Source organism: Actinoallomurus purpureus (assembly GCF_024055795.1).
Classification (GTDB): Bacteria; Actinomycetota; Actinomycetes; order Streptosporangiales; family Streptosporangiaceae; genus Actinoallomurus; species Actinoallomurus purpureus.
This window is the reverse complement of record NZ_JAMXMY010000019.1, coordinates 83,399-106,861: the sequence shown is the minus strand read 5'-3', so window position 1 is coordinate 106,861 and position 23,463 is coordinate 83,399. Positions and strand designations below refer to the sequence as shown.

Below are 23,463 nucleotides of genomic sequence, written 5' to 3'. Positions count from 1 at the left end.
CCGCGCCGGCCTGGCCCACCGCGGGCGTTCGCGTGCGAAACGCTCGGCGAACGCGCCCGGCGGGCGATGATTCGTTGGCTTCCGCGCCCTATGGGGGCGCCCTCGCCGAGTCTTTCGTACGGGCTTCGCCGCGCGGGTTCAGCGGCGACCCGCGCGCGTCACGAGCGGAAGTCGTCGGCGTGGTCGCGGGCCCATTGAGCGAAGGTCTGCGCGGGGTGGCCGGTGATCTCCTCGACAGTCGCCGAGACCTGGGCCGGTGTGCCGTTGCGGGCCGCCCACTGGCGCAGGAACGTCTCGACACCGATCGCGGGCATGGTCCTGCCCATCTCCGCCCGCGCCTCCTCGACGGAGATGACCTCCAGGCGGACGTTCCTGCCGATCGCATCGCCGATGTGCTCGACCTGCCGCCGCAGGGTGAGAGACTCCGGCCCGTAGACGGTGTAGGCCCGCTGCCGGTGGCCGGACTCGGTCAGCGCGGTCACCGCGAGCGCGGCCATGTCCTTCTCGTGGACGGGGGCGGTCTGCGCGTCCGGGTACGGCGTGCGGACGACGCTCTCGGCCCGGATCGATCGCTGCCACCACCACAGGGTGTTGGTGGCGAACATCCCCGGGCGGATGAACGTCCAGTCGATGCCGGACCGCTCGATGGCGGCCTCGACGGCCTGGTGCTGCCGGGCGATCGGATTCTGCTCGGCGCCCGGAACCACAACCGCCGCTGACGACAGCAGCACCACGTGCCGGACGCCCGCGGACCCGGCGGCCTCGACGAACCCCTCGACACCGTCCGGTTTGGCGTAGAGGAAGACCTTGTCCGCGCCCTCGAGCGCGGCGGGCAGCGTCTCGGGCCGCTCGAGGTCGGCCGCCACCACCTTCATCTGCGACGGCAGGCCAGCGACGTCGGGGGTCCGGCTCGTCGCCCGGACCTGCTCGCCGGCCGCGAGCAGCCCGTCGGCGACGTGACGGCCAACGTTTCCCCGGGCACCGAAGACGACCGCGACCATTGCGAGAACCCTCCTAATCCTCGGCTTCGCCGAGGAGCTTGATGAGCTGACGGTGGAGCCTGCGCCGGGTCTCGGGCGCCAGCGGATCGTCGCCCAGGATGTCCCGGACGAACTGCGGCATCGCGATCGGCGCGAAGACCAGGGCGTAGGCGACCAGGAGCGCGAACTCCGGCTCGATCGCGTCGGTGACCTCGCCGGCCTCCTGGCGCAGACGGATCTTCTCCACCGCCTCGGTCAGCCTGGACCGCTGGGCCTCCGCGTAGCGTTCGCCCTCCTCGGCGTCGGTGAACGGGCAGTCGCCCAGCGCCTGCCAGATCGCCAGCCGGGCCCAGTCGGGATGGTCGAGCGTCGCGTCCAGGTACGCGGCGATCGACTCTTCGAAGGACGCGTCGGGGGCCGCGATCGAGGACTCGACCCGCTGCCACCGGCGGCGCAACTCCTCCAGCAGGCCCTGCTTACCGCCGAAGTAGTACGAGATCAGCTGCTGGTTGACGCCCGCCCGCGCGGCGATCCCGGCGGTACGTGCGCCCGCGTAGCCCTTGGCCCCGAACTCGGCCACGGCGGCGTCGAGGATCCGCTCGCGGGTCTGCTCGGCGGCCTTGCCGCGATCCTCCGGCCGCGGCGCCCTCCGTGTCGGCATGATCGGGACGATAGCCAATCAAGTAAATGAATGACAACTCTCAACCAGATACCTGACGCCGCCCGCACCCTGGCTCACTTAGGCACGAAGGAGGGTTATGTGACGTCCTGTCGGAGTGCGGGCGGTGCTGAGGGCGGTGCGATCTGGCAGGGACGGGGTGTTCGGTCGGCGATCGAAGATGATGAGGGTGCCGGTGTCGAGACCCAGGCGGTCGAGGTAGCCGTCCAGTTGGGTCAAGCCCTCGGGTAGCGGGTCGGGGCGGCCGGGGTGATGGACCTTCAGCTCGACGGCCTCCCACTGCGATGTGGGTTCTTCGTTCGCGTCGACGCAGGGCCAGCGGACGACGACGTCGATACGGCCGCGTCCGACGCCGTACTCGCGGTCGATGCGGCCGCCGCCGTTCACGACGCGGTGGAGGAAGCCCAGGAAGACCAGCTGGCAGGCGGCCTCGTGGTAGGTCTCCCGGCTGGACAGGATCTCTCCGTGCAGCTTCCAGAAGACCACGAACTCGTCCAAGAGCCTGCGGAAGTCCAGGCGGCCCCCGCGGGTGACGAAGCTGCGAGGTTCGGCGGTGACGACCGATTCGGTGCCCCCGGCCAGAACCCGGAGGATCACTTCCTGGTAGATGGGATTGGCCACCTGCACGGGTTGAGCCTGTGAGGTGAGGCCGAGATCTCGCGCGTAGGACAGATCCTCGTCGTACGTGGCGTCCTGGTCAGGCAGCTCGCCTGCGATGAGGGGTTCGACGATGCGCTGTATGCGCGGCTCGTGTAGTCGGGCCACCAGTGAGTCCAGGTGCGTGGCCCTGGTGACGATCAGTCGCTCGACCGCCTGGTCCATGTGCGCATCGGTGATCGGTTCCGGCGGCGCGATCCCCATCGCCCGTGTCGTCTCGTAGGCCAGAGCGTTCACCAGCCACGGCTGGCCCTGGCTCGCCTCGAACGCGCGCTGCACCGCGGACGAGGTGAACTTCTGTCCGGTGGCCGACGTGTGCTGTCCGTAGAGCTCGGCCACTTCGTCGACGGTGAAGTCGTCGATGCGCAGGGAGGCGGCCTTGATGTTGAACGGGCTCGAGGTGCCCAGCCGCTCCGGGTCTCCGCCCGAGGCCGCCTTGTAGTCGCGTACGTCCCGCAACCCGCACAGCACGACCGAATGCGGGAAGGGAGCGGGCCGGGCGGTGTAGCCGTCGCGCAGCTGGCTCAGCACGCTGATCAGGCTGTCGCCCCGGAGCGCGTCGATCTCATCGAAGAACAGCACCAGCGGAAGCGGGCACCGGCTGGCCCAGGCGGTCAGGCCGCGCCGCAGCATCGATCCCGGGGAGGTCTCCGGCCACGGATCCGGCGGCATCTGGTCCGCCGGCACGTTGCCGGCGATCACACCTTCCCGGATCGCCTGCAGCACCATCTGCTCGGCCGCCGCGTAGTCGTCGCCCGCCGCTCTGGCCCGCTCGCACGAGAAGCGCACCGCGAGGTGACGACCCTCCAGGGTGAGCTGACCGGCGAGCGCCGCGAGAGTGGTCGTCTTCCCCGTCTGACGGGGTGCGTGCACCACGAAGAACCGGCCCTCGTCGATGAGCGGCCGAGCCTGCGGCAATCGCGGCTGCGGCGGCAGCAGGTAGTGCCGATCGGCCAGACACGGCCCCGTGGTGTTGAAGTACTTCACGCTGCGTAGGCTATCGGCCACGTTCTGTCCGAGGTGAACGCTTTCCAGCCGTTCAGTGGGGCGCGTAGCGCACTTTGACCGATCCCGAGGAGGTGTGGACCTCGATGCGGCGGTCGGAGGTGTCGTCCTGCAGACCTGCGGCGATGTCCGGCTTGGTGAACGACGACCCGCCCTCCACCCGGTAGCGCTGTCCGGGCGGCACGCCGATCGAGATGGAGCCGGAGCTCGTCCGCGCCGTGACGTCCCGCGGCGCGGTCCGGAACTCCAGCGTCGTGGCTCCGGACGACAGCCCGACGTCCACCCGGGAGGAGCCGAGGTCCGTTCCGTTGATCACACCCGAGCTGGCGCGTGCCCACACGGGCCCCGCCAACCGCTCCATCGACACGACGCCGGAGCTGGTCTGCAGCCGCACGGTGCCTGTGAGCCCCTCGGCTGCGACCGTTCCGGACGAGGTCTTCGCCTGTAGCGCGACCTCGGCCGGGACCTGAATGCGAAGCCCGACGCCGCACTCCAGACTGCTGAACAGGACGCTTCCCGGCCCGCACACGGCCTTGAGGTGGAGGGTGGTGCCGTCCCACGACCGCTCGACGTGCGACTTGTTCAGCGCCCACTTCAGCGTCTGGTCCACGGTCACCTGGCCGGCGGGCCCGGCGGTGACCTCGACCTCGCCGGCACCCATCTCTACCTCCAGCGCCGTGATCGGATGCGGGCCGGACATGATCCGGCTGTGCTGGGTATGGCGGATGAGCCGCCCCCAGATCTGCACGCCGACCGGCACGACCGCCACGAACGCGGTCAGCGCCGCGACGGTCATCCAGATGCCCTTGCGGCGCGGGCGCTGCGGGACCGCCTCGGCGGCGGGTTCCCGGGTCGGGGTCTGCGCGAGACCGGGCGATGCGTTCACGATCCTCCCTCGAGGAACCGGAGTACGGCGAGGACGCGGCGGTGGTCGGCATTCGCGCCGCCCACCAGGCCGAGCTTGGCGAAGATGTTGTTGATGTGTTTGGCGACGGCGCTCTCGCTGACGACCAGGGCGTCGGCGATGCCGCTGTTCGAGCGCCCTTCGGCCATCAGCGCCAGCACATCGCGCTCACGTGGGGTGAGGCCCTCGAGCGGATCGCTCTGCCGGCGGAGGAGCAACTGGGCGACGACCTCCGGGTCGAGGGCGGTGCCGCCGGACGCGACGCGGCGCAGGGCGTCGAGGAAGGAGGAGACGTCGGCGACCCGGTCCTTCAGCAGGTAGCCGATGCCGCTGGTGTTGGCCGACAGGAGGTCCGCGGCGTACCGCTCCTCGACGTACTGCGACAGCAGCAGCACCGCGACGTCCGGCCACTGGCGGCGGATGACCAGTGCCGCCCGTACCCCTTCGTCGGTGTATCCGGGGGGCATCCGGACGTCCGTGATGACCGCGTCGGGCCGGTGCTTCTCGACCGCGGCGAGCAGGCCGTCGGCGTCGCCTGCGGCGTCGACCACCTCGAACCCCGACGTCTCGAGAAGCTTGATCAATCCGACCCGGAGCAGGACGGAATCCTCGGCGATCACAATGCGCACGGCAACTCCACGGTGATGACGGTCGGCCCGCCGACCGGACTGGTGATCCGGAACGTACCGTCGACCGAGCCGACGCGTTGCCGGAGCCCGGTCAGGCCCGTGCCTCCTGACGGATCGGCGCCGCCGATCCCGTCGTCGGTGATGGTCATCCGCAGCACGTCGCCCCGCCCGCGCACGAGGATCTCCAGGTGGGAGGCGCGGGCATGCTTTGCGACGTTGGTGATGGCCTCGGAGACCACGAAGTACGCGACGGCCTCGATGGTGGGCGCGGGGCGTTCCGGCACGTCGACCAGGAGCTTGACGGGGAGGGGCGCGCGGGCGGCGATGCCCGACAGCGCGGCGTCCAGGCCCCGGTCGTCGAGGACGGCCGGGTGCAGGCCCCGCACGACGTTCCGCAGCTCGGTGAGGGCCTCCTTGGCCTCCGTGTGCGCCTCGGCGATCACTTGCATGGCGTCGTCCGGTACGTCGGTGAGCGTCTCCCTCGCCAGCCCGAGGTTCATCGCGAGCGAGACGAGCCGCTGCTGGACGCCGTCGTGCAGGTCGCGCTCGATGCGGCGGCGCTCGGCGTCGGCGGCGTCGACGACGCCGGCCCGCTTCTCGGCGAGGTCCTCGACCCGGCGTTCGAGCTCCGCAGTACGGCTCGGCCCCAGCAGGGCCAGGGCGGCACGGGCGTCCAGCCGCGCGACCCACGCGGCCACGGCGGGCGCGGCGAGCAGGAGGACGACGCCGCACAGGGTCAGGACGTTGAGGAGATGCACGTGCCCGGTGAGCGCGAGCGGGCTGTACCGCGGCAGCGCCCACGCGTACGCGTAGAGCAGAGCCAGCCCGAAGCCGGCCGCCCACATCGTGATGACCAGCAACCCGCCCGTGGCGAGGACGGGGCCCACCACCAGGTGGTAGGCCAGCTGCCGCCATGTCACCGGAGACCGCAGGAACGCCCGGATGCTGCGCCGGCCGCCGGGGAGGGCGGGGACGTCGACGCCGAGCAGACCCCAGAACCGGCTCCGCTGGACCGCGGTCAACGGCCGCAGCAGGGCGAGCGGCAGCAGGAAGGAGATCACGAGGGCGAGCAGGATGTCTCCCACCGACACGACGTCGCCCATTACCGTCCAGGACGCCACGACCATCGAGAGCGCCACGAAGTGGACGGGAACGCCGGCCGTGACGAAGGCCGTGTTCCGCCACGCGCCACGCGACAACGGAAGGTAGTCGGTCCATCGAGGGGAGGCGCGGCGTTGTGCGACCGCATATGTCATGAGAGGACCCTATTCAAGGCTGTTTCCGGCACGCCATGAAGCAGACTCCCGATCGGGGGTGAAGCCAGTACCACCCTGAAGTCGGATAACGGCGTGACTGACGGTGACGCCGGGGATCGCGATGATTTTGAGCATGGTCACCACCACCCCCGCCTTCGCCCCGGCGGCCCGCACCCGTCCCCGGCCCGTCTCCCACATGGAGCGGCCGGTCCGCACCCGCTCGCGGTGGCCGAGCCGGGTGGGGCTCGTGTTGATCGGCGCCGGCCTGGCGCTGGTGCCCTGGCTGTTCGTGCTGGCGTCGAGCCTGCCGGCGACGGCGACCGCCGCGCACTGGCCGGCCGCCTGGGTCGGACTGGACACCCTGGAGGCGCTCGCCCTGGTCACGACGGGTGTGCTCGTCACCCGGCACGACCCTCGCCGGTGCCTGACCGCGATGGTGACCGCGACGCTGCTGGCCGTGGACGCGTGGTTCGACGTGTCCACCGCCGCGCCCGGTGCGGACCAGGTCACGGCGGTGGCGATGGCGGTCCTCCTGGAGGTCCCGCTGGCCGCCCTGTGCGTCGTCCTGGCTCTGCGCGCACTGCCCCGCCCCGTGTGACGGGGTCAGCGGCGCAGGGTGATCACCTGGCCTTCGGCCGTCTCCTTCGTACGGGCGCCGCCCGACAGCAGGGCACGGGCGCGCAGGACGATCTCCAGCTCGAACCGCAGGTCGGGGTCCTGCAACTGCTCGCCGAACAGGTCGTCGAGCTGGCGTAGCCGGTACCGCACCGTCTGCGGGTGGACGTGCAGCCGGATGGCGACCTCGTTGGCGTTACGTCCCGCCTGCAGCCACGCCAGGAGCGTCTCGGCGAGCCGGTCCTGCTGGTTCGGCCGCAGGTGGGCCAGTGGCGCGAGCTGCCGCACCGACAGGGCGGCGAGCAGGTCCTCGTCCTGGAAGAGGATCAGCGTGGACATGTGCTCGGCGCACCGTACGACGCTGTCATCGGGGATGAGGCCCCGGCGTACGAGGTCGAGACCGTGGCGGGCCCAGCGCATCGACCGGGACACCTCCGACAGCCGTACGGTGGGGCCGACGACGGCGACCCAGTCGGTCAGGGCCGCGTCGAGCAGGCGGGCGCGGCCGGGTCCGTCCGGGTCGGGCACGATCAGGCAGGGCTTGGAGCGGCTGAGGTCGGCGAGGATGTCGGGAGGCAGGGCGGGCCGGCCGACACCCTGGCGGCGTTCGTAGAGGGCGACGGCGGCGAGGGTGCGGGGGACCGGCCAGCGGGCGACGCGGGCGAGCTCGATGATGTCCTCGGCGGGGGCGGGCGGCCGGGCGAGGAGCAGGTTGACGAGCTGGTTGCGGCGGCGGGTGAGCTCACCGGCGACGGCGGCATCGGCCTGGGCGTACCCCTCGGCGACCGCGGCGGCGACCTCGTCCTGGATCAGCAGCACCGTCTCCCCGAGGACACAGAGCAGCTTGGGGGAGAGCCGGAGCGGTTCGGCGTCGGCGGAGATCCGGCGCCACACGGCCAGGCCGGCGACGCGGATCGCCGTCTGGAGGGTGTCGAGGCCGCGCCCTTCATGGGCCACGCTGCGGCCGACCGCCCGGAAGAAGTCGGCGACCGGCTCGGTCGGCGCGCCGATGGGGCGCTCGCCCTCGCCGGCGTCGGCGACACGTATTAAGACCTCGTCGATGACCCGGTCGACGGCTGATCGGATGACCGCGGCGAAGGCGTCATCCCAGCGGCGGGCGTATTCGGGGATCCGGCGGTGGATCTCGTCGGTCATCTCTTCGGCCAGCCCTCGTCTGACCTTGACGGCGAGTTCGGGTGGAATGTACGCCCACGGCCGCCCCTCGTTCGTCACACGGAACCTCCCCCCAAGCCCATGGCTGAGATCGAAAGTTACCGTCGCAAGTGACGATTTGCACTAATTGTGCCAAAAGTGGCCAACCCAACTCCGTTGCGTTACGGGCGGGGAAGTACTACAAGTGGTAGAGGACCGATAGCCGTGGCGGTCGGGGGCCGCCAGAGCGGAGTGCGGCGATGGCGAATGCGTCCAGACCACTGTCCAGTGCCGGCCGAGCGCTCGACGAGCGGTTCGGAGGTGCGGGCTTCTTCTCCAAGGCCATGAAGAAGGTCTTCCCTGATCACTGGACCTTCCTGCTCGGCGAGATCGCGATGTACTCCTTCTTCATCATCATCGCGACCGGCGTCTTCCTGACCTTCTTCTTCAAGCCCAGCATGCACGACGTCGTCTACAACGGGCAGTACACGCCGCTGCGCGGCGTCACGATGAGCGAGGCGTACGAGTCGACCCTCCGCATCAGTTTCGACGTGCGCGGCGGGCTCCTGATGCGGCAGATCCACCACTGGGCGACGATCGTGTTCCTCGCGGGAATCGTCGCGCACATGCTGCGTAACTTCTTCACCGGCGCTTTCCGTAAGCCGCGCGAGGTCAACTGGCTGATCGGCGTGACGCTGTTCATCCTCGTCATCCTGAACGGCCTGTTCGGCTACTCCCTGCCGGACGACCTGCTGTCCGGCACCGGCATCCGCATCCTCGAAGGCGTCCTGCTGTCCCTGCCGCTCGTCGGCACGTACCTGTCGATGTTCCTGTTCGGCGGGGAGTTCCCGGGCAACGTGATCATCCCCAGGCTGTTCACGATCCACGTCCTGCTGATCCCGGGCATCCTGATGGCCCTGCTCCCGCTGCACGCGGTGGTCCTGACCTGGCGGCAGACGCACACGCAGTTCCCCGCCAAGGGCCGCGCCGACCGGACCGTCGAGGGCAAGCCGTTCTTCCCGGTCTTCATCCTCAAGACCACGGCGTTCTTCATGTGGGTCTTCGGGGCGATCACGCTGCTGTCGACGTTCTTCCAGATCAACCCGATCTGGCTGTTCGGCCCGTACGACCCGGGCAGCATCAGCGCCGGCTCCCAGCCCGACTGGTACATGGGGTTCCTCGAGGGCTCACTGCGGATCATGCCGGCCTGGGAGATCAACGCGTTCGGGCACACGCTGCCGATGAGCGTCATCGTCCCCGCGCTCGTCGTGCCGGGCGTGCTGTTCACCGGCCTGGCGCTCTATCCCTTCCTCGAACGCTGGGTGACCGGCGACCACGAGGTCCACAATCTCCTCGACCGGCCGCGCGACGTGCCGGCGCGCGTCGGCATCGGCATGGCCGGCATCGTCTTCTACGCCGTGCTGTGGCTGGCCGGCGGCAACGACATCATCGCCAAGACGTTCGACATCCCGCTCTTCACGACCACCTGGATCTTCCGGTTCGCGGTGATCCTCGGGCCGGTGCTCGCGTTCGCCGTCGCGCGGAGGATGGCGCTCGGCCTGCAGCGCCGCGAGCGGAACATGCTGGAGCACGGCCTGGAGACAGGCATCATCAAACGGCTCCCCAACGGCGCGTACGTCGAGGTAGAGGCACCTGTCGACGAGGAGGACGCCGCCGTGGTCCTCGCCCGCCGCGTGCCCCCGGCCCGGCCGCTGCCCGAACTGGAGCCCGACCGGAACGGCGTGCTGTCCAAGCCGGCGCGCCGCCCCACCGCCCGGCTCAAGGTCAAGCTCAACCACGTCTACCGCGACGTCGTCGACCTGCCGCACACCGCGCGGGTCCGCGCGGACGACGGCCACGAGGAACACCTCGCCGTCACTTCCGGCAACGGCGACCGCGCGGCGACACGGCCGGCCGAGGAGGAGAGAGCCGGACGCCCGGACTGAGCCCCGCAGGAGGTCACGGGCGCCAGGACGCGAGCCTCTTGCCGGACCGCACGCTCCAGAGCGTGCCACCGTCGCTGTCCTCCGCGGTGGCCAGCACGGTGCCCTTCGGGCCCATCGCGGCCCCGCGCGGGCCGTTGACGTCGGAAAGCGTCACCATCTTCTGCTCACGGGAGACATCCCAGATCTCGATGGTGTCCTGCAGGGTGCCCGTATCGGTTGAGGGAACGGCGAGCGTCTTCCCGTCGGAGCCGAAGACCAGGGCGTTGTCGACCGAGTCCACCTTGACGCCCAAAGTATGGATCTGGCGATGCGCGGCGACGTCCCACACCTGAAGCAGGTTGTCGCTGTCGGCGAAGGCGATGGTCCTGCCATCCGGGCTGATCGCCAGGGCATCGATCGAGTGGACGCCCGGCCACGCGGCGGCCTGCCGGTTGTTCGCGACGTCCCAGACGATGACACCGCCTTGATCGTTGCCGCCCCCGTAGTAACCGCAGGCGACATCGCGCCCATCGACGCTCAGCGACGTGGCCAGGCACAGAGTGTCCTTGGGGAGCGGGATGGTCTTGAAGACGTGTTCGCCGGTACGGACGGTCCAGACCCCGGTGGTGCCTCCCGCGCCGACAGCGGTGAGGGTCCGGCCGTCGGTGTTGAACCGCAGCGTGGAGACCACGTCGCGAAAGTCGGGAAGCTCGTGCCTCTTGCGCTTGGCGATGTCCCAGATGACGGTGGGTCCGCCGGCGGCGACGGCGATGGTCCGGCCGTCGGGGCTGAAGGCCAGCGCCGTGGTCACCTGAATGTCATCCGGGGTCGCGTCGAAGGTGCTGAGCAGCTTATGAGACGCCGTGTCGTACACCCAGACCACCCCTGATTCACCGCCGAAGGCGACGCGCTTCCCATCGGGGCTGACCGCCGTCACCTCGAAGCCCGAGGAGTCCGGGCTCGGTGAGGCTTCGGGCGGGGTGCTCGCGCTCGGGGCGGAGGACGGGAGGCCCGGGAGGCCGTCGAACGGATCGGAAGGGCTCGGGTTGACGCCGCTCGAAGCCGAGCCACCCGAAGAGATGTGCGTGAAGAGGTACAGGCCCAGGAGGAAGACCACGGCGACGACCGGTCCGGCCACGGTCGCTTTGAACCGCTGGGCCTCCGACGAAGACCTCGGGGCGGGCAGATGGTGCGGGTTGGGACCGGCGGGGCGTACGCGGTGGGGGCGCGGCGGAAGGGACACGGGACCGGCGGCGGGCTTCGGGCCGGACGCGGGCGCGCCGGGTCCCGGGGACGTCGGCTTGGCCGCAGACGGCGGCGGTGAGGCCGATCTTCCGGGATCCGGCCTGCCGACGCCCTTCCCCGCGTCCGGCGCGGCGATGGCCGGCCTTCCCTGCGCCGGTGACGTGCTGTCGTCGTCCTGGCGCAGGACCGCCTTCAGCCGTTCGGCTGTCTCCTCGGCGGTCGGGCGGCGCTCCGGGTCTTTGACCAGGAGCGAGGCGATCAGGGGTTTGAGCGGCCCCCCGTTGACCAGGGCGGGCGCGTCCTGGGTGAGGAGGGTGAGCAGGACGGTGGCATGGTCGGGGCCCTGGAACGGTGGCCTGCCCTCGACGGCGTTGAACATGACGGCGCCGAGCGACCACAGGTCCGCGGCGGGGCTGGCGGCGGCGTTCTCCGCCTGCTCGGGTGCCATGAACGCCGGGGTGCCGAGGACGTCGTCGAAGTCCTCGGCGCGTTCACCGACCCGCTGGGCGACGCCGAAGTCGGTGAGCACGATCCGCCGGTCGGTGATCAGGATGTTGGCGGGCTTGAGATCACGGTGCACGATGCCGGCGGCGTGGGCCTCCCGCAGCGCGTCGAGCACGGCCGCGCCGATCTCGGCGACCCGCCGGTACGGCAGGCGCACCTCCTCCCGGAGGATGTCGGCGAGCGAACGGCCCTCGATGAACTCCATGACGATGACGGGGGAGCCGTCGTCGATGACGTCGTAGATGGTCACGACGCCCGGGTGGTTCAGCCGTGCGGTGGCGCGGGCCTCGCGCAACGCCAGGGTGGTCAGTTCGGCGCGTTCGTCGTCGTCCACGTCGGGCGGGAAGAGCACCCGCTTGATGGCGACCTCGCGGTCGAGCATCTCGTCGTGGCCGCGCCACACGGTGCCCATGCCGCCCTGGCCGATGACCTCGAGCAGGCGGTACCGCCCGTTGATGAGTTCCCGCTCGCCGTCCGGAGTGCCCTCCATGATCACATCAGACGCGTGCCCGCTCAGGGGGGTTCCCATCGCACCGCCGGGATCGGCGACCTCGACCCGCGGCGCTCCGTGGTGTAGGACAAGGGCGAGATCGCACCCGTATCCGGAGGAAGCATTGGCCGAGCAGCCGGGTTCGCAGCCGTACGGACCTCCGGAACCTCCGGGCTGGGGACCGTACGGGCCGCCGGGATCTTCGGGCCCACCGCCCTACGCTCCGCCACCGGGACCTTCGGGCCCGCCGCCCTATGCTCCGCCACCGGGAGCTCCAGGCCCACCGCCCTACGATCCGCCGCCGTACGCCTATGACCCGGGCCAGGGCTTGGCGCCGGGCCCGCCCCGGCGCGGCAGGGCTCCGCTCATCGTGATCGTCGCCGTCGTGGTGGTGTTGCTGCTGGCCGGTGCGGCGACGGCGATACTGCTCCTCACCCGGAACGGCGACTCGACCCGCGCCTCGGGCCCGCTGAAGACGCCGATCCGGTTCCAGCAGGTGACCGCGGAGACCCCGGGGCCGTGCTCGGGCGGCGGCACTCCGGACGCGGACGGGCGGACGTGCTACCGGCTCACCGCCGACGGCGGAATGACGGTGACCCGGGTCAAGGAAATCACGGTGCAGCCCCCGGACGGCGCTCACGGCCAGACGTCGTGGGCGCTCCGCCTGAACCTGGAGACCGCGGACGCCCAGGCCTTCGCGGGGCTGAGCGCCCGGGCCGCCGCGGTGGGACCGCAGCAGCCCGGCAACAAGATCGCCATCGTGGTCGGCGGCGAGGTCGTCTCCGCACCGACGGTCGCCCAGACCATCACCGGCGGCAGCCTCGAGATCAGCGGCGGCTTCGACCAGAAGGCCGTCAAACGGCTCTTCCGCCGTCTGACCGGCCGGAGCGGCTGACCCGGTCAGAGCAGCGCGGCCCACGCCTGGGCGTGTGGCTCACCCGGCTGTGAACCGGCGTCGCGGCATCCTCGCCGGAAACTCTGCATTTCGGGCGAATCGCGAGATCCGATCGCCGTCCTGGCAAGATAGTGGCATGGAACGTGTGCTTGGAATCGGTGGATACTTCATGCGGGCCGCCGACCCGGCGGCCCTGAGCGCGTGGTATCGCGATTGCCTAGGCCTGGACGCCGATGAGAACGGCCTGTGGCGTCAGGGAGCCGGGCTGACGGTGTTCGCGACGTTCGAGTCCGAGACCGACTACTTCGGGTCCCGCACCCGGCAAACCATGCTCAACTTCCGGGTCCGCGACCTGGATGCGATGCTCGCGCAATTGCGCGCCAAGGGAGCGGACGTGGCCAAAGAAACGCAGGACATGGAGGGTGTCGGTCGATTCGGCTGGGTCACCGATCCTGAGGGCAATCGGGTCGAGCTGTGGCAGCCCGCCTGACCGCGTCTTCACGCAGGCGGTGACGTAGCTGTCCGTCCCGAGAAACCGTAGCCACGACGAGGCGTCGGCGGTGCCGCTGGCGAAGAGTTCTCTGCGTGATACATGCCCATGTAACGGGCACCGACGGCACGTCACCGCCTCAGCCGCCGTCCACTGAGACGAGAATTTTCTCGCCTGAGTAGAAGCTGTGGAAACACACGGATCCCCCCAGGGCCGTTGCCGATGTATGCCTGGTGGTCGTCTTCGCCGACTTTGAAATCGCCCTTCTTGGCGGCAGCGGTTAACTGGACACCCCTTTCAGGCTTACCGAATGGCTCAGGAGTGCCCGGGGTCCTCGATATGGCCACTGCTTGAGAACCCGCCGACGTACCAGGACGACTCTTTCGTCGGCTCACGGGCTCCGGCGGGTGAGGAGCCGGGCTCAGAGCAGGGCGGCCTCGATGGCGCGGTGGAAGGTCGGGTACGCGTAGATCATGTTCCGGAGGCGCTCGACCGGGACCTCGCCGTGGATCGCGACCGCGAGCGCGCTGAGGACCTCGCCGCCGACCGGCCCGGCCGACGTCGCGCCGATCAGCACGCCGTCGTGCTCGATGAGCTTGAGGAAACCCTCGGCCTTGTGGATCCAGCCCCGCGCGGACACGGAGATGTCGGTGTGGTGGACGCGCACGTCCAGCCCCTGGTCGCGGGCCTGCTGCTCGGTCAGGCCGACCGCGCCGATCTCCGGGTCGGTGAACGTCACGCGCGGCAGCGCCCGGTAGTCGGCGGGCGGGCCGTCCTGGCCGAGGATCTCCCGTACGACGATCCGCGCCTGGTACACCGAGACGTGCGTGAACGCGCCCTTGCCGGTGACGTCGCCGACCGCCCAGATCCCGTCGGCGGCGCGCATCCGCTCGTCGACGTCGACGAACCGCGCGTTCTCGTCCAGGCCGGCCGCCGCGACGCCCAGCGCCTTCAGGTCCGTACGGCGCCCGGTGGCGACGAGGAGCCGTTCGGCCCGCAGGTCGTCGTTCAGGACGAACCCGTCGCCGTCGTGACGGACCCGCTCCACCTTCGCCCCGGTGCGTACGGCGATGCCCTCGTTCTCGAAGACCTTCCGCAGCAGCTCACTGGACTCGGGCTCCTCCAGGGCGAGCAGCCGGGGCAGGGCCTCGACCACCGTCACCCGGCTGCCGAACCGGGCGAACACCTGGGCGAGCTCCGAGCCGATCGCCCCGCCGCCCAGCACGATCAGCGACTCGGGGACCTCGGTGGTCTCGATGGCCTCCCGGTTGGTCCAGTACGGCGTGTCGCGCAGGCCCTCGATCGGGGGTACGGACGGCGCCGTGCCATTGGAGATGACGATGCCCTTGCGGGCGCGGAACACCTGGCCTTCGACGGTGACCTCGCCCGGGCCGGTGATCCGGCCCTTGCCGCGCACCAGCGTGCCGCCCTTGCCGGTGAACCGGTCGGCCGCCACCTTGTCGTCCCAGCCGTCGGTGGCCTCGCGCACCCGGCGCGCGACCGGCGCCCAGGAGGGCCGCACGTCCGCCTCTCCGGCCATCCCGGGGATGCGGTGGCCCTCGGCGATCAGATCCGCCGCGCGGATCATCATCTTGCTGGGGATGCAGCCCCAGTAGGGGCACTCGCCGCCCACGAGGCGGTCCTCGATGCCCACGACCGCGAGCCCGGCCGCGGCGAGGCTTCCCGCGACCTCTTCTCCACCCGGGCCGAGCCCGATCACGATGACGTCGACGTCCATGACGTCATCCTCGCCTACTGCGGGGCGCTCTCCCGCACCGCCTCGTCGTAGAGGCGCTTGACGTCCTCGTCGAAGTAGGAGCTGTAGGAGACGTCGTCTTCGTCGCCGCCCTCGTCGCGTCCGCCGATCACACCGACGATGCGGCCGGTGCGGGTGTTCGGGTCGTAGTCGGCGAGCCACGGGCTGCCGCTGGTGCCCGGGAAGTACCCGTTGCACGCGAACCGCAGCTGGAAAGTGTCCTCCTTGGTCGTGGCGTTCCGGCAGGTGATCGGCTTGTCGGACCGAATCGGGTAGCCGGTGACCCGTACGACGTTGCGGAAGCCGGGGTCGATGGCGAGCGTGTTGGCGCCGACGACGTCGGCGACGTTCTGGCCGTTCAGCGGCTCGACCACCGCGAAGCCGACGTCGAGGTCCTCGTCCGAGTCGTGCGTCCAGCGGGTGTCGACGAGCTTCGTGCGGACCTTCCAGACGCCGTACGGGGCCTTGCCGTCGCGGTAGCCGGGCACGAACACCAGGTCGTCGACGTACTCGCTGTCCTTGCCGCCGTGCAGGCAGTGCGCGGCGGTGATGATCAGGTTGCGGTTGGGACTGGCGACCGTGCTGGCGGTGCAGAAGTGGGTGCCCGAGGTGTCGTGGGAGAAGAGGGCCCCGACCCGGCGGCCGTACACCGCGGTCTGCGCGGTCGGCGTGCCGCTCGGCAGGGGGGGCGGTGGAGCGCTGGTCGTCGGGTACGGGTGCCCGGCCGAGGAGTCAGGCGTGACGTGGGGCCTCGTCGTCCCGTGAGCTGCGGCGCAGCCTGCCAGCAGCACCGTCGACATCACCAACCACAACAATCTACGCATCGCACCCCCCTGCCGGGTTCTTTCCTAGGGATAACTCCCGAAACTCGCCGCATCCTGGGTTGTTGCTGTGAGGACCCTGGGAACGCCTCCAGGCTTGGCCCTCCGACCAGGCCTGGCCGTGACCTGATCGTTATAGAGGCTATCCGAACTGGTGAACGCGCTGCTCGGCGTGTCCGGTGACGATTGCCGCACGCATTCGGCCGATTGTCGCTGTATCGACCCGTAACACCGGTTACGTTCGCATCGAACACTTTTTGTCACATTTATGGGCAAATGAGCGAGCCAGCGTGGTGTCGCCTCGGGGGATGGGGTTCGGGATGCGGCTCGCGACGCGTTCGAGGGTGGGGCGTGCGCTGCTCGCCGTCCTGGCGGGGACGGCCGTGGCCGTCGCGACGGGAACGGCGGTGCCCGCGGCCGGCGACGTGACCACCGTCTCCCGCGACCCGCTGCGCACCGGGTGGGACCGGGACGAACCCGGCCTCGGCCCGGCCGCCGTCGGCTCGTCCGACTTCGGGCAGCTGTTCGCGACGCAGCTCGACGGCCAGGTGTACGCCCAGCCGCTGTCGGTCGACGGCACGCTGATCGCGACCACCGAGCACAACAACGTCTACGGCCTGGACCCGGCCACCGGCGCGATCACGTGGCAGCGCGCCCTCGGCCCGTCCTGGCCGGCGTCGGCCATCACCTGCGGTGACCTCGCCCCCGACCTCGGCAGCACGTCCGCGCCGGTCTACGACCCCGCGTCCAAGGCCGTGTACCTCACGACGAAGGTCAACGACGGCGCCGACGTCCAGCACCCGCACTGGTACATGCACGCGCTCGATCCCGCCACCGGGGACGAACGGCCGGGCTGGCCCGTGACGATCGCCGGCACGGCGACCAACGACCCGACCGTGGCGTTCGACCCGATGGTCGAGATGCAGCGGCCGGGGCTGTTGCTGCTGGACGGCGCGGTCTACGCCGGGTTCGGCGCGCACTGCGACCACGGGGAGTACCGCGGCTACGTCGTCGGGGTCAGCACCACGGCCGCCAAGGTCACCTCGATGTGGGCCAGTGAGGTCACGTCCTCGTCCAAGGGCGCGGGCATCTGGCAGTCCGGCGGCGGCCTGGTCTCTGATGGTTCCGGGCGCGTCTTCCTCAGCACCGGCAACGGCGTGATGGCCCCGGCCGGGCCGGGGAACAAACCGCCGGGAACCCTCTCGGAGTCGGTGGTCCGCCTCGACGTGGGCGCCGACGGCACCCTGTCGGCCGGCGACTTCTTCAGCCCGGCGAACGCCCCCAAGCTCGACACGAACGACACGGACCTCGGCGCCGGCGGCCCGATCGCCCTCCCGGACTCCTTCGGCACGAGCGCGCACCCCCACGTCCTCGTCGAGCAGGGCAAGGACGGCCGGGTCTTCCTCCTGGACCGCGACGCCCTGGGCGGCCGGTCGCAGGGCGCGGGCGGCACCGACGCCGTCCTCGGCGTGGTCGGCCCGTACCAGGGCCAGTGGGGACACCCGGCCGCGTGGAGCGGCGGCGACGGCGGCTACGTCTACCTGATCGGCAACGGCGGCCCGCTCCGCGCGCTCAGGGCCGGGGCGAGTGACAGCCTGCCCGCCCTCACGCAGGTCGGCGCCAGCGCGGAGATCTTCCCGTACACCTCGGGCTCGCCGGTGATCACCTCGGACGGCGGCAAGGCGGAGAGCGCGGTCGTCTGGGCGGTGTGGGCCGACGGCCCGAAGGGCGGCAACGCCCAGCTGCGGGCGTACTCCGCCCTCCCCGACGGGCAGGGCCGGCTCAGGCTTCTGTGGTCCACGCCGATCGGCACCGCGGTCAAGTTCACGGTCCCGGCCACCGACGGCGGCCGGGTGTTCGTCGGCACCCGCGACGGGAAGGTCATCGGCTTCGGCCGGCCGGCCGCCTCCGTGCTCACCGGCAGCCCGGTCGACTTCGGCGGCACCGACGTGGGCGGCGCCGGGACGCGCACGCTCACGCTGACGGCGACCCGCGACCTGACCATCACGGCGCTGTCCACCTCCGCGCCGTTCGGCGTCACCGCGCCCGCGTTGCCGCTGTCCCTGGCCAAGGACGCGACCGTCGACCTGCCCGTGTCGTTCACGCCGGCGGGTCCGGGCGCGGCGGGCGACATCCTGTGGGCCACCACGGACGCCGGCACGGTCGGCTTCGCCCTGAACGGCCTCGGCACCAAGGCGGGGCTGACCTCAACGCCCGCCGCCGCGACCTTCAACGAGCAGCCCGTCGGCTCCACCGCCACCGTCAACGTCCAGGTGACCAACACCGGAACCGCCGACGAGACGATCACCTCGGTGACGGGCGCGACCGGACCGTTCACGGTCTCCGGCCTGCCCGCGGCGGACACCGTGGTCAAGCCGGGCGGGTCGTTCGTCGTCGCGGTGACGTACGCGCCGGCCGCACCCGGTTCGGACGGCACCTCCGTCACCGTCACCTCGACGTCCGGAACCCTCACCGTCCCCGTCACCGGTACGGCGGTGACCGGCGCGGGCAGGCTGGTCATCACCCCGGGCGCCGTCGACTTCGGCTCGCTGGCCACCGGATCGTCGCGCTCCCTGAGCTTCGACATCACCAACGCGGGCAATCTGCCGGTCACGGTTCCCAAGGCCAAGGCGCCGATCGGCGACTTCACCAGCATCGCGCCCCTTGCGGAGGGCACCGTCATCAGCCCCGGCGACGTCGTCCACCAGTCGGTCACGTTCACGCCCACGCGGCCCGGCGCGCAGACGGCGACGTACGACCTGACCGGCGACGCCGGACAGGGGCTCATGTCGGTGAAGCTGACCGGCACCGGCACGGGAACGCTCCCGGCGCCGGACGCCGTCACCTGGTCGGTCAACGGGGCGGCCAAGGTCACCGGCACGGACCTGCTCCTCAACCCAGCGGCCACGCGGAAGGCCGGTTCGGCGTTCTACCGCCGCGCGGTGCCGACCGAGGGCCTGCACGCCCGCTTCACCGCCGAACTCGGCCCGGGGACCGGCGGCGACGGGCTCGCCTTCGCCCTCCTCGACCCCCGCACGCAGACCCCCGCGTCCGTCGGCCGGACCGGCGCGGGCGTCGGCTTCCTCGGCCTGCGGGGTGTCGCCGTCACCCTCGTGACCACCAAGAACACCCAGGCGAAGTCGGCCAACTTCACCGGCGTCGCGGCCGGTCCCGGCGGTACGACGCTCACCTACCGGGCCACCGCGAAGGTGTCCCGCTCGCTGCGCAGCGGCACCCACGCCGTCGACGTCACCGTGACCGGCGGCCGCCTCAAGGTCGCGGTCGACGGCCGGAGACTTCTCGACGTCGCAGCCCCCGCCGGATCGCTCCCGGCCACCGCCCTGCCCGGCTTCACCGCCGGAACGGGCACCCGCGCCGACGCCCACACCGTACGCGGCGTCACGATCACCACCGTCGCGGCCAAGGGCGCGCCGCTCACCGCGAGCCCCGCGTCCCTCGACTTCGGCGAGGTGCAGGTCGGCGGAACCGGCACGGCGAAGGTCACGCTCACCAACCACGGCGGTCAGCCCGAGACCGTGTCGGCCGTCGCGGCGCCCGACGTCCCGTACACCGTGTCCCTCCCCTCGGCGGGCACCACGGTCGCCCCGGGCGCCTCGGTGAGCGTGCCGGTGACGTTCAGGCCCGCCATCGGCGGCACCGTCACGGGGAGCCTTGGCGTCACCACCACCAGCGGCCGTACGGTCGTGCCGCTCACCGGCACCGGCGACGACGAACTGCCGGACCTGACCACCTCGACCTGGGGGTACAGCGGCTTCACCAGCGTCGCGGGCAGCACTGTCACCCTCACCCGGGACGGCCAGAAGTCGGGCGCGGGGACGCTCATCAACGCGATCGCCGTCCGTCCTCGCGGCCTGCACGTCACGTTCACCGCCCAGATCGGCGGCGCGCACGACACCGGCGCCGACGGCCTGACCGTCGCCCTGCTCGACGCGAGCGCCGCCACGTCGGCCTCGATCGGCGCGGCGGGCGCGGGCCTGGGCGTCGCCGGCCTGCCCGCGGTGTTCGCCGCGCTCGACACGTACGGCAGCGGGGGCGTCAAGAGCCACAATTTCGCGGGCGTCGGCACGGCGAGCGCGGGCTCCGGGACGCTGACCTTCCTGAAGACGACGACCGCCATCCCGCCGCTGCGCACCGGCACGCACGCGGTCGACGTCCGGGTCACGACGGCGAGCCACATGGTCGTCCGGATCGACGGCACGCAGGTCCTGGACGTCGCCGTGACGCTGCCGCCCAAGGTGCTGGTCGGCTTCACCGGCGCGGTCGGCGGCGTCACCGACACCCACGCCGTCCTCGACCCGCACGTCACCTACACGGGTCAGTGACCGCCGACCCGGACCCACCATCACCAGCCGGGAACACGGTCCTGCCGCTGTCTCACGTCAGGACCGTGCCCGCCGGTGCCCGCTGCTAGCTTGGCTGGGTGAACCGCAGGTGTCGTCGTTCGTCCAGTTCCTCCGCGCTGACCACGGTCAGAATCGGGGTACCCGGCAGTGCGAACATGGTCACCACCATCTCCGACTGCGCGTCCGGAAGGTTGTTGGCGCCCTGGTAGTGGATCACCTCGCCGCCGGGCTCGAACAGGGCCTCACCGGCCTTGAGCACCCGGGGCGGTTGCCCCTCCAGCTCGAAGAGGACCTCGCCCTGGGTCACGTAGCCGAAGATCGGCCCGGGGTGCCGGTGCGGCGGCGCGCCGGGGTCACCGGGCGACAGGGTGACCCGGACGGTCCTGGCCTCGGCGCCGGCCGGGATCCGGGCCGCCGCCTCCGGCAGGGTCGCGATCACGTCAACGCCTGGGGGCAGGTGTGCGTGCTCAGTGCTCATGTATTCCTCCAAACAGGGACTGTCCGTAGAAGGACAAGACGGTCTCCCCATTTGTGACAGCCCTACGCGGCGAACCTGCTGGATCCCGCCCGTAGCCTCGGGACTAGCCTCGGGATCATGAGACTGACGATTCTCGGCGGTGGCGGGTTCCGGGTGCCGCTGGTGTACCGCGCGCTCTTGGCCGACCGGGGCAAGGGCCGCGTCACCGACGTCGTCCTGTACGACCTCGACCCCGCCCGTACGGCCGTGATCCGTCAGGTCCTCGCCGAGCAGGCCGCCGGTCATCCGGACGCCCCGGCGGTCACCGCCACCAGCGACCTCGACGAGGCGCTCACCGGCACCGACTTCGTGTTCTCGGCCATCCGCGTCGGCGGGCTCGGCGGCCGCGCCGCCGACGAGCGGCTGGCCCTCGACGAGGGCGTGCTCGGCCAGGAGACCGTCGGCGCGGGCGGCATCGCGTACGGCCTGCGCACGATCCCGGTCGCCGTCGACATCGCCCGCCGGGTCGCCGTGCTGGCCCCGGACGCCTGGGTCATCAACTTCACCAACCCGGCGGGCACCGTCACCGAGGCCATGTCCCGCCACCTCGGCGACCGCGTCATCGGCATCTGTGACTCGCCGATCGGCATGGGCCGCCGCGTCGCCGCCGCACTCGGCGTCGACGCGGACGCCGCCTGGTTCGACTACGCCGGGCTGAACCACCTGGGCTGGCTGCGCGCCGTCCGCGTCGATGGCCGCGACGTGCTCCCGAGCCTGCTGGCCGACGACGCCGCGCTCGCGTCGTTCGAGGAGGGCCGGTTGTTCGGCGGCGAGTGGCTGCGGGCCATCGGCGCCGTCCCCAACGAGTACCTGCACTACTACTACTTCAACCGCGACGCGGTCACCGCTGCCGGGAACGCCGAGCACACCCGGGGCGCCCTCGTCCTGGACCAGCAGCGCGACTTCTACGCCCGTACGCCCGACTCCGCCGGTTCCGCGCTGGATGCCTGGGAGGCGACCCGTAGGGCCCGCGAGACCACCTACATGGCGGAGAACCGCGAGGCCGCCGACGCCGGCGAGCGCGCGTCCCACGACCTGGATTCCGGCGGATACGAGAACGTCGCCCTCGCGCTCATGCGCGCGATCGCCCACGACGAGCGCACCACCCTGATCCTCAACGTCCGCAACCGGGGCGCCCTGCCCGGCCTGGACGGCGACGCCGTCGTCGAGGTGCCCTGCCTCGTCGACGCCAACGGCGCCCGCCCCGTCGCCTGCGACCCCCTCGCCGACCACCAGCTCGCCCTCGTCACCACGATCAAGGCGGTCGAACGCGCGGTGCTGGAGGCCGCGACCACCGGCTCCCGACCGGCCGCGCTGCGCGCCCTGGCGACGCATCCGCTCGTCGACTCGGTCACCGTCGCCCGCCGCCTCCTGGAGCGGTACGAGGCGCACTTCCCCGAGCTGGCGTACCTGCGCGCCTGAGATCAAGATCACAAGTGTCCGAAGATCGAATACCGCCTGCCCGAAAACGGTAACGTCCGGCGCCGACGGCCAATGTCAATTGTCTCCACATATCGCCTGACTACCGGCTGTTAATGACTTGTGCTGCCGGAGTAGGCGATGGACCGGGATGCCATTGGCCGGGTCATTGCTAAGCGGACAAAAGGGACAGGAGTCAAATCCACATGACCTCGGCTTCGAATGCCTCCTCGGGCGGCCGGCGACGGCTGTTCGCGCGCGTGATGGCGACGACGGCGGTTCTCGCCGGCGCGCTGACGACCGCCGGCGCCGCGCAGGCCGCCTCCACGGGCGGCGACCCCTCGCCCAAGATCGTCGGCGGGCAGCCCGCCGACCAGACGTACTCGTTCATGGTCTCGCTGGAGTACCTGCGCAACGGGAACCCGGACTCCCACCGGTGCGGCGGCGCCCTGATCCGTTCCGACTGGGTCGTCCTCGCGGGCCACTGTGTGTCCACGACGGCCACGGACACCACCCCGACCCAGCCCTGGGACCCGTCCCTCCTCCACGTCCGGATCGGCTCGAAGGACCGGACCACGGGCGGTACGATCGCGCAGATCGACAAGATCGTCCTTAACCCGGGATGGGTCAACTACCCGGACAAGGTCCTCGGCGATGACATCGCGCTCGTGCACCTGACCACCAAGGTCAGCGAGAAGACCGTCCCGATGGCCACCGCCCTCCCCACACCGGGACTCAAGGTCCGGGAGATCGGCTGGGGATACACCTCCAACGAGGCCACCGACCCGAGCCAGCTGCCCGCGATCCTTCAGCAGCTGGACACCACGATCCTCACCGACGACACCACCAAGTGCCACGTCGATGAGAACGGAAGCGACGCGTACGGCATCCACACCGGTGACACCTGCGCGGACAACCCGGAGGGCGTCCGTGGCCCGTGTGCGGGTGACTCCGGCTCGCCGCTGCTGTCGCTCGTCGACCAGCGCTGGATCCTCCAGGGCGTCGACAGCCGCGGGGTGAGCGACACCTGCGGAGGAGCCCCTGACATCTACACCGGCATCGGCTCCCACCGGGACTGGATCAACAGCGTCATCTCCGGGGCCTGATCGCATTTCGGGTTGAGTGAGGTCGGTCGGTGGCCGTGACACACTGACCGACCT

Annotated in this window: 18 protein-coding genes; 7 read left to right on the top strand and 11 right to left on the bottom strand. The window is 71.0% G+C overall.

All coding sequences use genetic code 11. The features are described from left to right. Positions 1 to 158: 158 nt before the first annotated feature. From NE236_RS30425 to NE236_RS30400, 6 genes are all read right to left on the bottom strand, one after another. Entirely contained in the window at positions 159 to 1,001 is an 843-nt protein-coding gene (locus tag NE236_RS30425) for an NAD(P)H-binding protein (RefSeq protein WP_252845632.1), read from the bottom strand. 13 nt (positions 1,002 to 1,014) lie between these two features. Beyond that, positions 1,015 to 1,641 (bottom strand): TetR/AcrR family transcriptional regulator, encoded by a 627-nt coding sequence (locus NE236_RS30420; protein ID WP_252845631.1) that lies wholly within the window; start codon positions 1,639 to 1,641, stop codon positions 1,015 to 1,017. A 78-nt stretch (positions 1,642 to 1,719) separates the two neighbouring features. Beyond that, positions 1,720 to 3,303, bottom strand: coding sequence for an AAA family ATPase (locus tag NE236_RS30415; protein WP_252845630.1), 1,584 nt, complete (start codon positions 3,301 to 3,303; stop codon positions 1,720 to 1,722). Between the two features lie 52 nt (positions 3,304 to 3,355). Then, on the bottom strand, positions 3,356 to 4,207 hold the full coding sequence (locus NE236_RS30410; protein WP_252845629.1) for a DUF4097 family beta strand repeat-containing protein: 852 nt from the start codon (positions 4,205 to 4,207) through the stop codon (positions 3,356 to 3,358). Then, positions 4,204 to 4,854, bottom strand: a complete 651-nt coding sequence (locus NE236_RS30405) for a response regulator (RefSeq protein WP_252845628.1) — start codon at positions 4,852 to 4,854, stop codon at positions 4,204 to 4,206. Before NE236_RS30405 ends, NE236_RS30410 begins: the two co-directional genes overlap by 4 nt. Beyond that, positions 4,842 to 6,110, bottom strand: a complete 1,269-nt coding sequence (locus NE236_RS30400; RefSeq protein WP_252845627.1) for a sensor histidine kinase — start codon at positions 6,108 to 6,110, stop codon at positions 4,842 to 4,844. Before NE236_RS30400 ends, NE236_RS30405 begins: the two co-directional genes overlap by 13 nt. Positions 6,111 to 6,243: 133 nt before the next feature. On the opposite strand from NE236_RS30400, the gene NE236_RS30395 reads away from it, so the two are divergent. Beyond that, positions 6,244 to 6,708, top strand: coding sequence for a hypothetical protein (locus NE236_RS30395; protein WP_252845626.1), 465 nt, complete (start codon positions 6,244 to 6,246; stop codon positions 6,706 to 6,708). A gap of 5 nt (positions 6,709 to 6,713) precedes the next feature. Here the strand turns inward: NE236_RS30395 and NE236_RS30390 are convergent, their stop codons facing one another. Continuing rightward, complete coding sequence (locus NE236_RS30390) at positions 6,714 to 7,958, bottom strand: PucR family transcriptional regulator (protein ID WP_252845625.1); 1,245 nt, start codon at positions 7,956 to 7,958, stop codon at positions 6,714 to 6,716. 179 nt (positions 7,959 to 8,137) lie between these two features. On the opposite strand from NE236_RS30390, the gene qcrB reads away from it, so the two are divergent. Then, positions 8,138 to 9,823, top strand: a complete 1,686-nt coding sequence (gene qcrB, locus NE236_RS30385; protein WP_252845624.1) for a cytochrome bc1 complex cytochrome b subunit — start codon at positions 8,138 to 8,140, stop codon at positions 9,821 to 9,823. Between the two features lie 13 nt (positions 9,824 to 9,836). Here qcrB and NE236_RS30380 read toward each other — a convergent pair whose 3' ends face one another. Continuing rightward, positions 9,837 to 12,041: a WD40 repeat domain-containing serine/threonine protein kinase gene (locus tag NE236_RS30380; RefSeq protein WP_252845623.1), complete on the bottom strand. Its 2,205-nt coding sequence runs from the start codon at positions 12,039 to 12,041 to the stop codon at positions 9,837 to 9,839. Between the two features lie 370 nt (positions 12,042 to 12,411). Here NE236_RS30380 and NE236_RS30375 point away from each other — a divergent pair, with 370 nt between their 5' ends. Continuing rightward, on the top strand, positions 12,412 to 12,936 hold the full coding sequence (locus tag NE236_RS30375) for a SecDF P1 head subdomain-containing protein (protein WP_252845622.1): 525 nt from the start codon (positions 12,412 to 12,414) through the stop codon (positions 12,934 to 12,936). A gap of 136 nt (positions 12,937 to 13,072) precedes the next feature. Further along, the gene (locus NE236_RS30370; RefSeq protein WP_252845621.1) at positions 13,073 to 13,426 is read left to right on the top strand and encodes a VOC family protein; all 354 of its coding nucleotides are present in this window, start codon (positions 13,073 to 13,075) and stop codon (positions 13,424 to 13,426) included. A 421-nt stretch (positions 13,427 to 13,847) separates the two neighbouring features. Here NE236_RS30370 and NE236_RS30365 read toward each other — a convergent pair whose 3' ends face one another. Both NE236_RS30365 and NE236_RS30360 read right to left on the bottom strand, forming a co-directional pair. After that, positions 13,848 to 15,164 carry a dihydrolipoyl dehydrogenase family protein gene (locus tag NE236_RS30365; RefSeq protein WP_252845620.1) on the bottom strand — a complete coding sequence of 439 codons (1,317 nt, stop codon included), beginning with the start codon at positions 15,162 to 15,164 and terminating at the stop codon, positions 13,848 to 13,850. Positions 15,165 to 15,178: 14 nt separating this feature from the next. Further along, positions 15,179 to 16,006: a trypsin-like serine peptidase gene (locus NE236_RS30360; RefSeq protein ID WP_252845619.1), complete on the bottom strand. Its 828-nt coding sequence runs from the start codon at positions 16,004 to 16,006 to the stop codon at positions 15,179 to 15,181. 305 nt (positions 16,007 to 16,311) lie between these two features. On the opposite strand from NE236_RS30360, the gene NE236_RS30355 reads away from it, so the two are divergent. Further along, positions 16,312 to 20,346, top strand: a complete 4,035-nt coding sequence (locus tag NE236_RS30355; RefSeq protein WP_252845618.1) for a choice-of-anchor D domain-containing protein — start codon at positions 16,312 to 16,314, stop codon at positions 20,344 to 20,346. Between the two features lie 85 nt (positions 20,347 to 20,431). Here the strand turns inward: NE236_RS30355 and NE236_RS30350 are convergent, their stop codons facing one another. Next, entirely contained in the window at positions 20,432 to 20,845 is a 414-nt protein-coding gene (locus NE236_RS30350; protein WP_252845617.1) for a cupin domain-containing protein, read from the bottom strand. A 117-nt stretch (positions 20,846 to 20,962) separates the two neighbouring features. On the opposite strand from NE236_RS30350, the gene NE236_RS30345 reads away from it, so the two are divergent. Then, positions 20,963 to 22,306, top strand: a complete 1,344-nt coding sequence (locus tag NE236_RS30345; protein WP_252845616.1) for a 6-phospho-beta-glucosidase — start codon at positions 20,963 to 20,965, stop codon at positions 22,304 to 22,306. A 203-nt stretch (positions 22,307 to 22,509) separates the two neighbouring features. Beyond that, a complete protein-coding gene (locus NE236_RS30340; RefSeq protein ID WP_252845615.1) occupies positions 22,510 to 23,409 on the top strand; it encodes a S1 family peptidase in 900 nt (299 codons plus the stop codon). Positions 23,410 to 23,463: the final 54 nt, after the last annotated feature.

Bases quoted from the DNA above. Each gene is read 5' to 3' on its own strand.
- NE236_RS30425 (WP_252845632.1), bottom strand. From the start codon at position 1,001: ATGGTCGCGGTCGTCTTCGGTGCCCGGGGAAACGTTGGCCGTCACGTC.
- NE236_RS30420 (WP_252845631.1), bottom strand. From the start codon at position 1,641: ATGCCGACACGGAGGGCGCCGCGGCCGGAGGATCGCGGCAAGGCCGCC.
- NE236_RS30400 (WP_252845627.1), bottom strand. From the start codon at position 6,110: ATGACATATGCGGTCGCACAACGCCGCGCCTCCCCTCGATGGACCGAC.
- NE236_RS30395 (WP_252845626.1), top strand. From the start codon at position 6,244: ATGGTCACCACCACCCCCGCCTTCGCCCCGGCGGCCCGCACCCGTCCC.
- qcrB (WP_252845624.1), top strand. From the start codon at position 8,138: ATGGCGAATGCGTCCAGACCACTGTCCAGTGCCGGCCGAGCGCTCGAC.
- NE236_RS30380 (WP_252845623.1), bottom strand. From the start codon at position 12,041: ATGGAGGGCACTCCGGACGGCGAGCGGGAACTCATCAACGGGCGGTAC.
- NE236_RS30370 (WP_252845621.1), top strand. From the start codon at position 13,073: ATGGAACGTGTGCTTGGAATCGGTGGATACTTCATGCGGGCCGCCGAC.
- NE236_RS30365 (WP_252845620.1), bottom strand. From the start codon at position 15,164: ATGGACGTCGACGTCATCGTGATCGGGCTCGGCCCGGGTGGAGAAGAG.
- NE236_RS30360 (WP_252845619.1), bottom strand. From the start codon at position 16,006: ATGCGTAGATTGTTGTGGTTGGTGATGTCGACGGTGCTGCTGGCAGGC.
- NE236_RS30355 (WP_252845618.1), top strand. From the start codon at position 16,312: ATGGGGTTCGGGATGCGGCTCGCGACGCGTTCGAGGGTGGGGCGTGCG.
- NE236_RS30350 (WP_252845617.1), bottom strand. From the start codon at position 20,845: ATGAGCACTGAGCACGCACACCTGCCCCCAGGCGTTGACGTGATCGCG.
- NE236_RS30345 (WP_252845616.1), top strand. From the start codon at position 20,963: ATGAGACTGACGATTCTCGGCGGTGGCGGGTTCCGGGTGCCGCTGGTG.
- NE236_RS30340 (WP_252845615.1), top strand. From the start codon at position 22,510: ATGACCTCGGCTTCGAATGCCTCCTCGGGCGGCCGGCGACGGCTGTTC.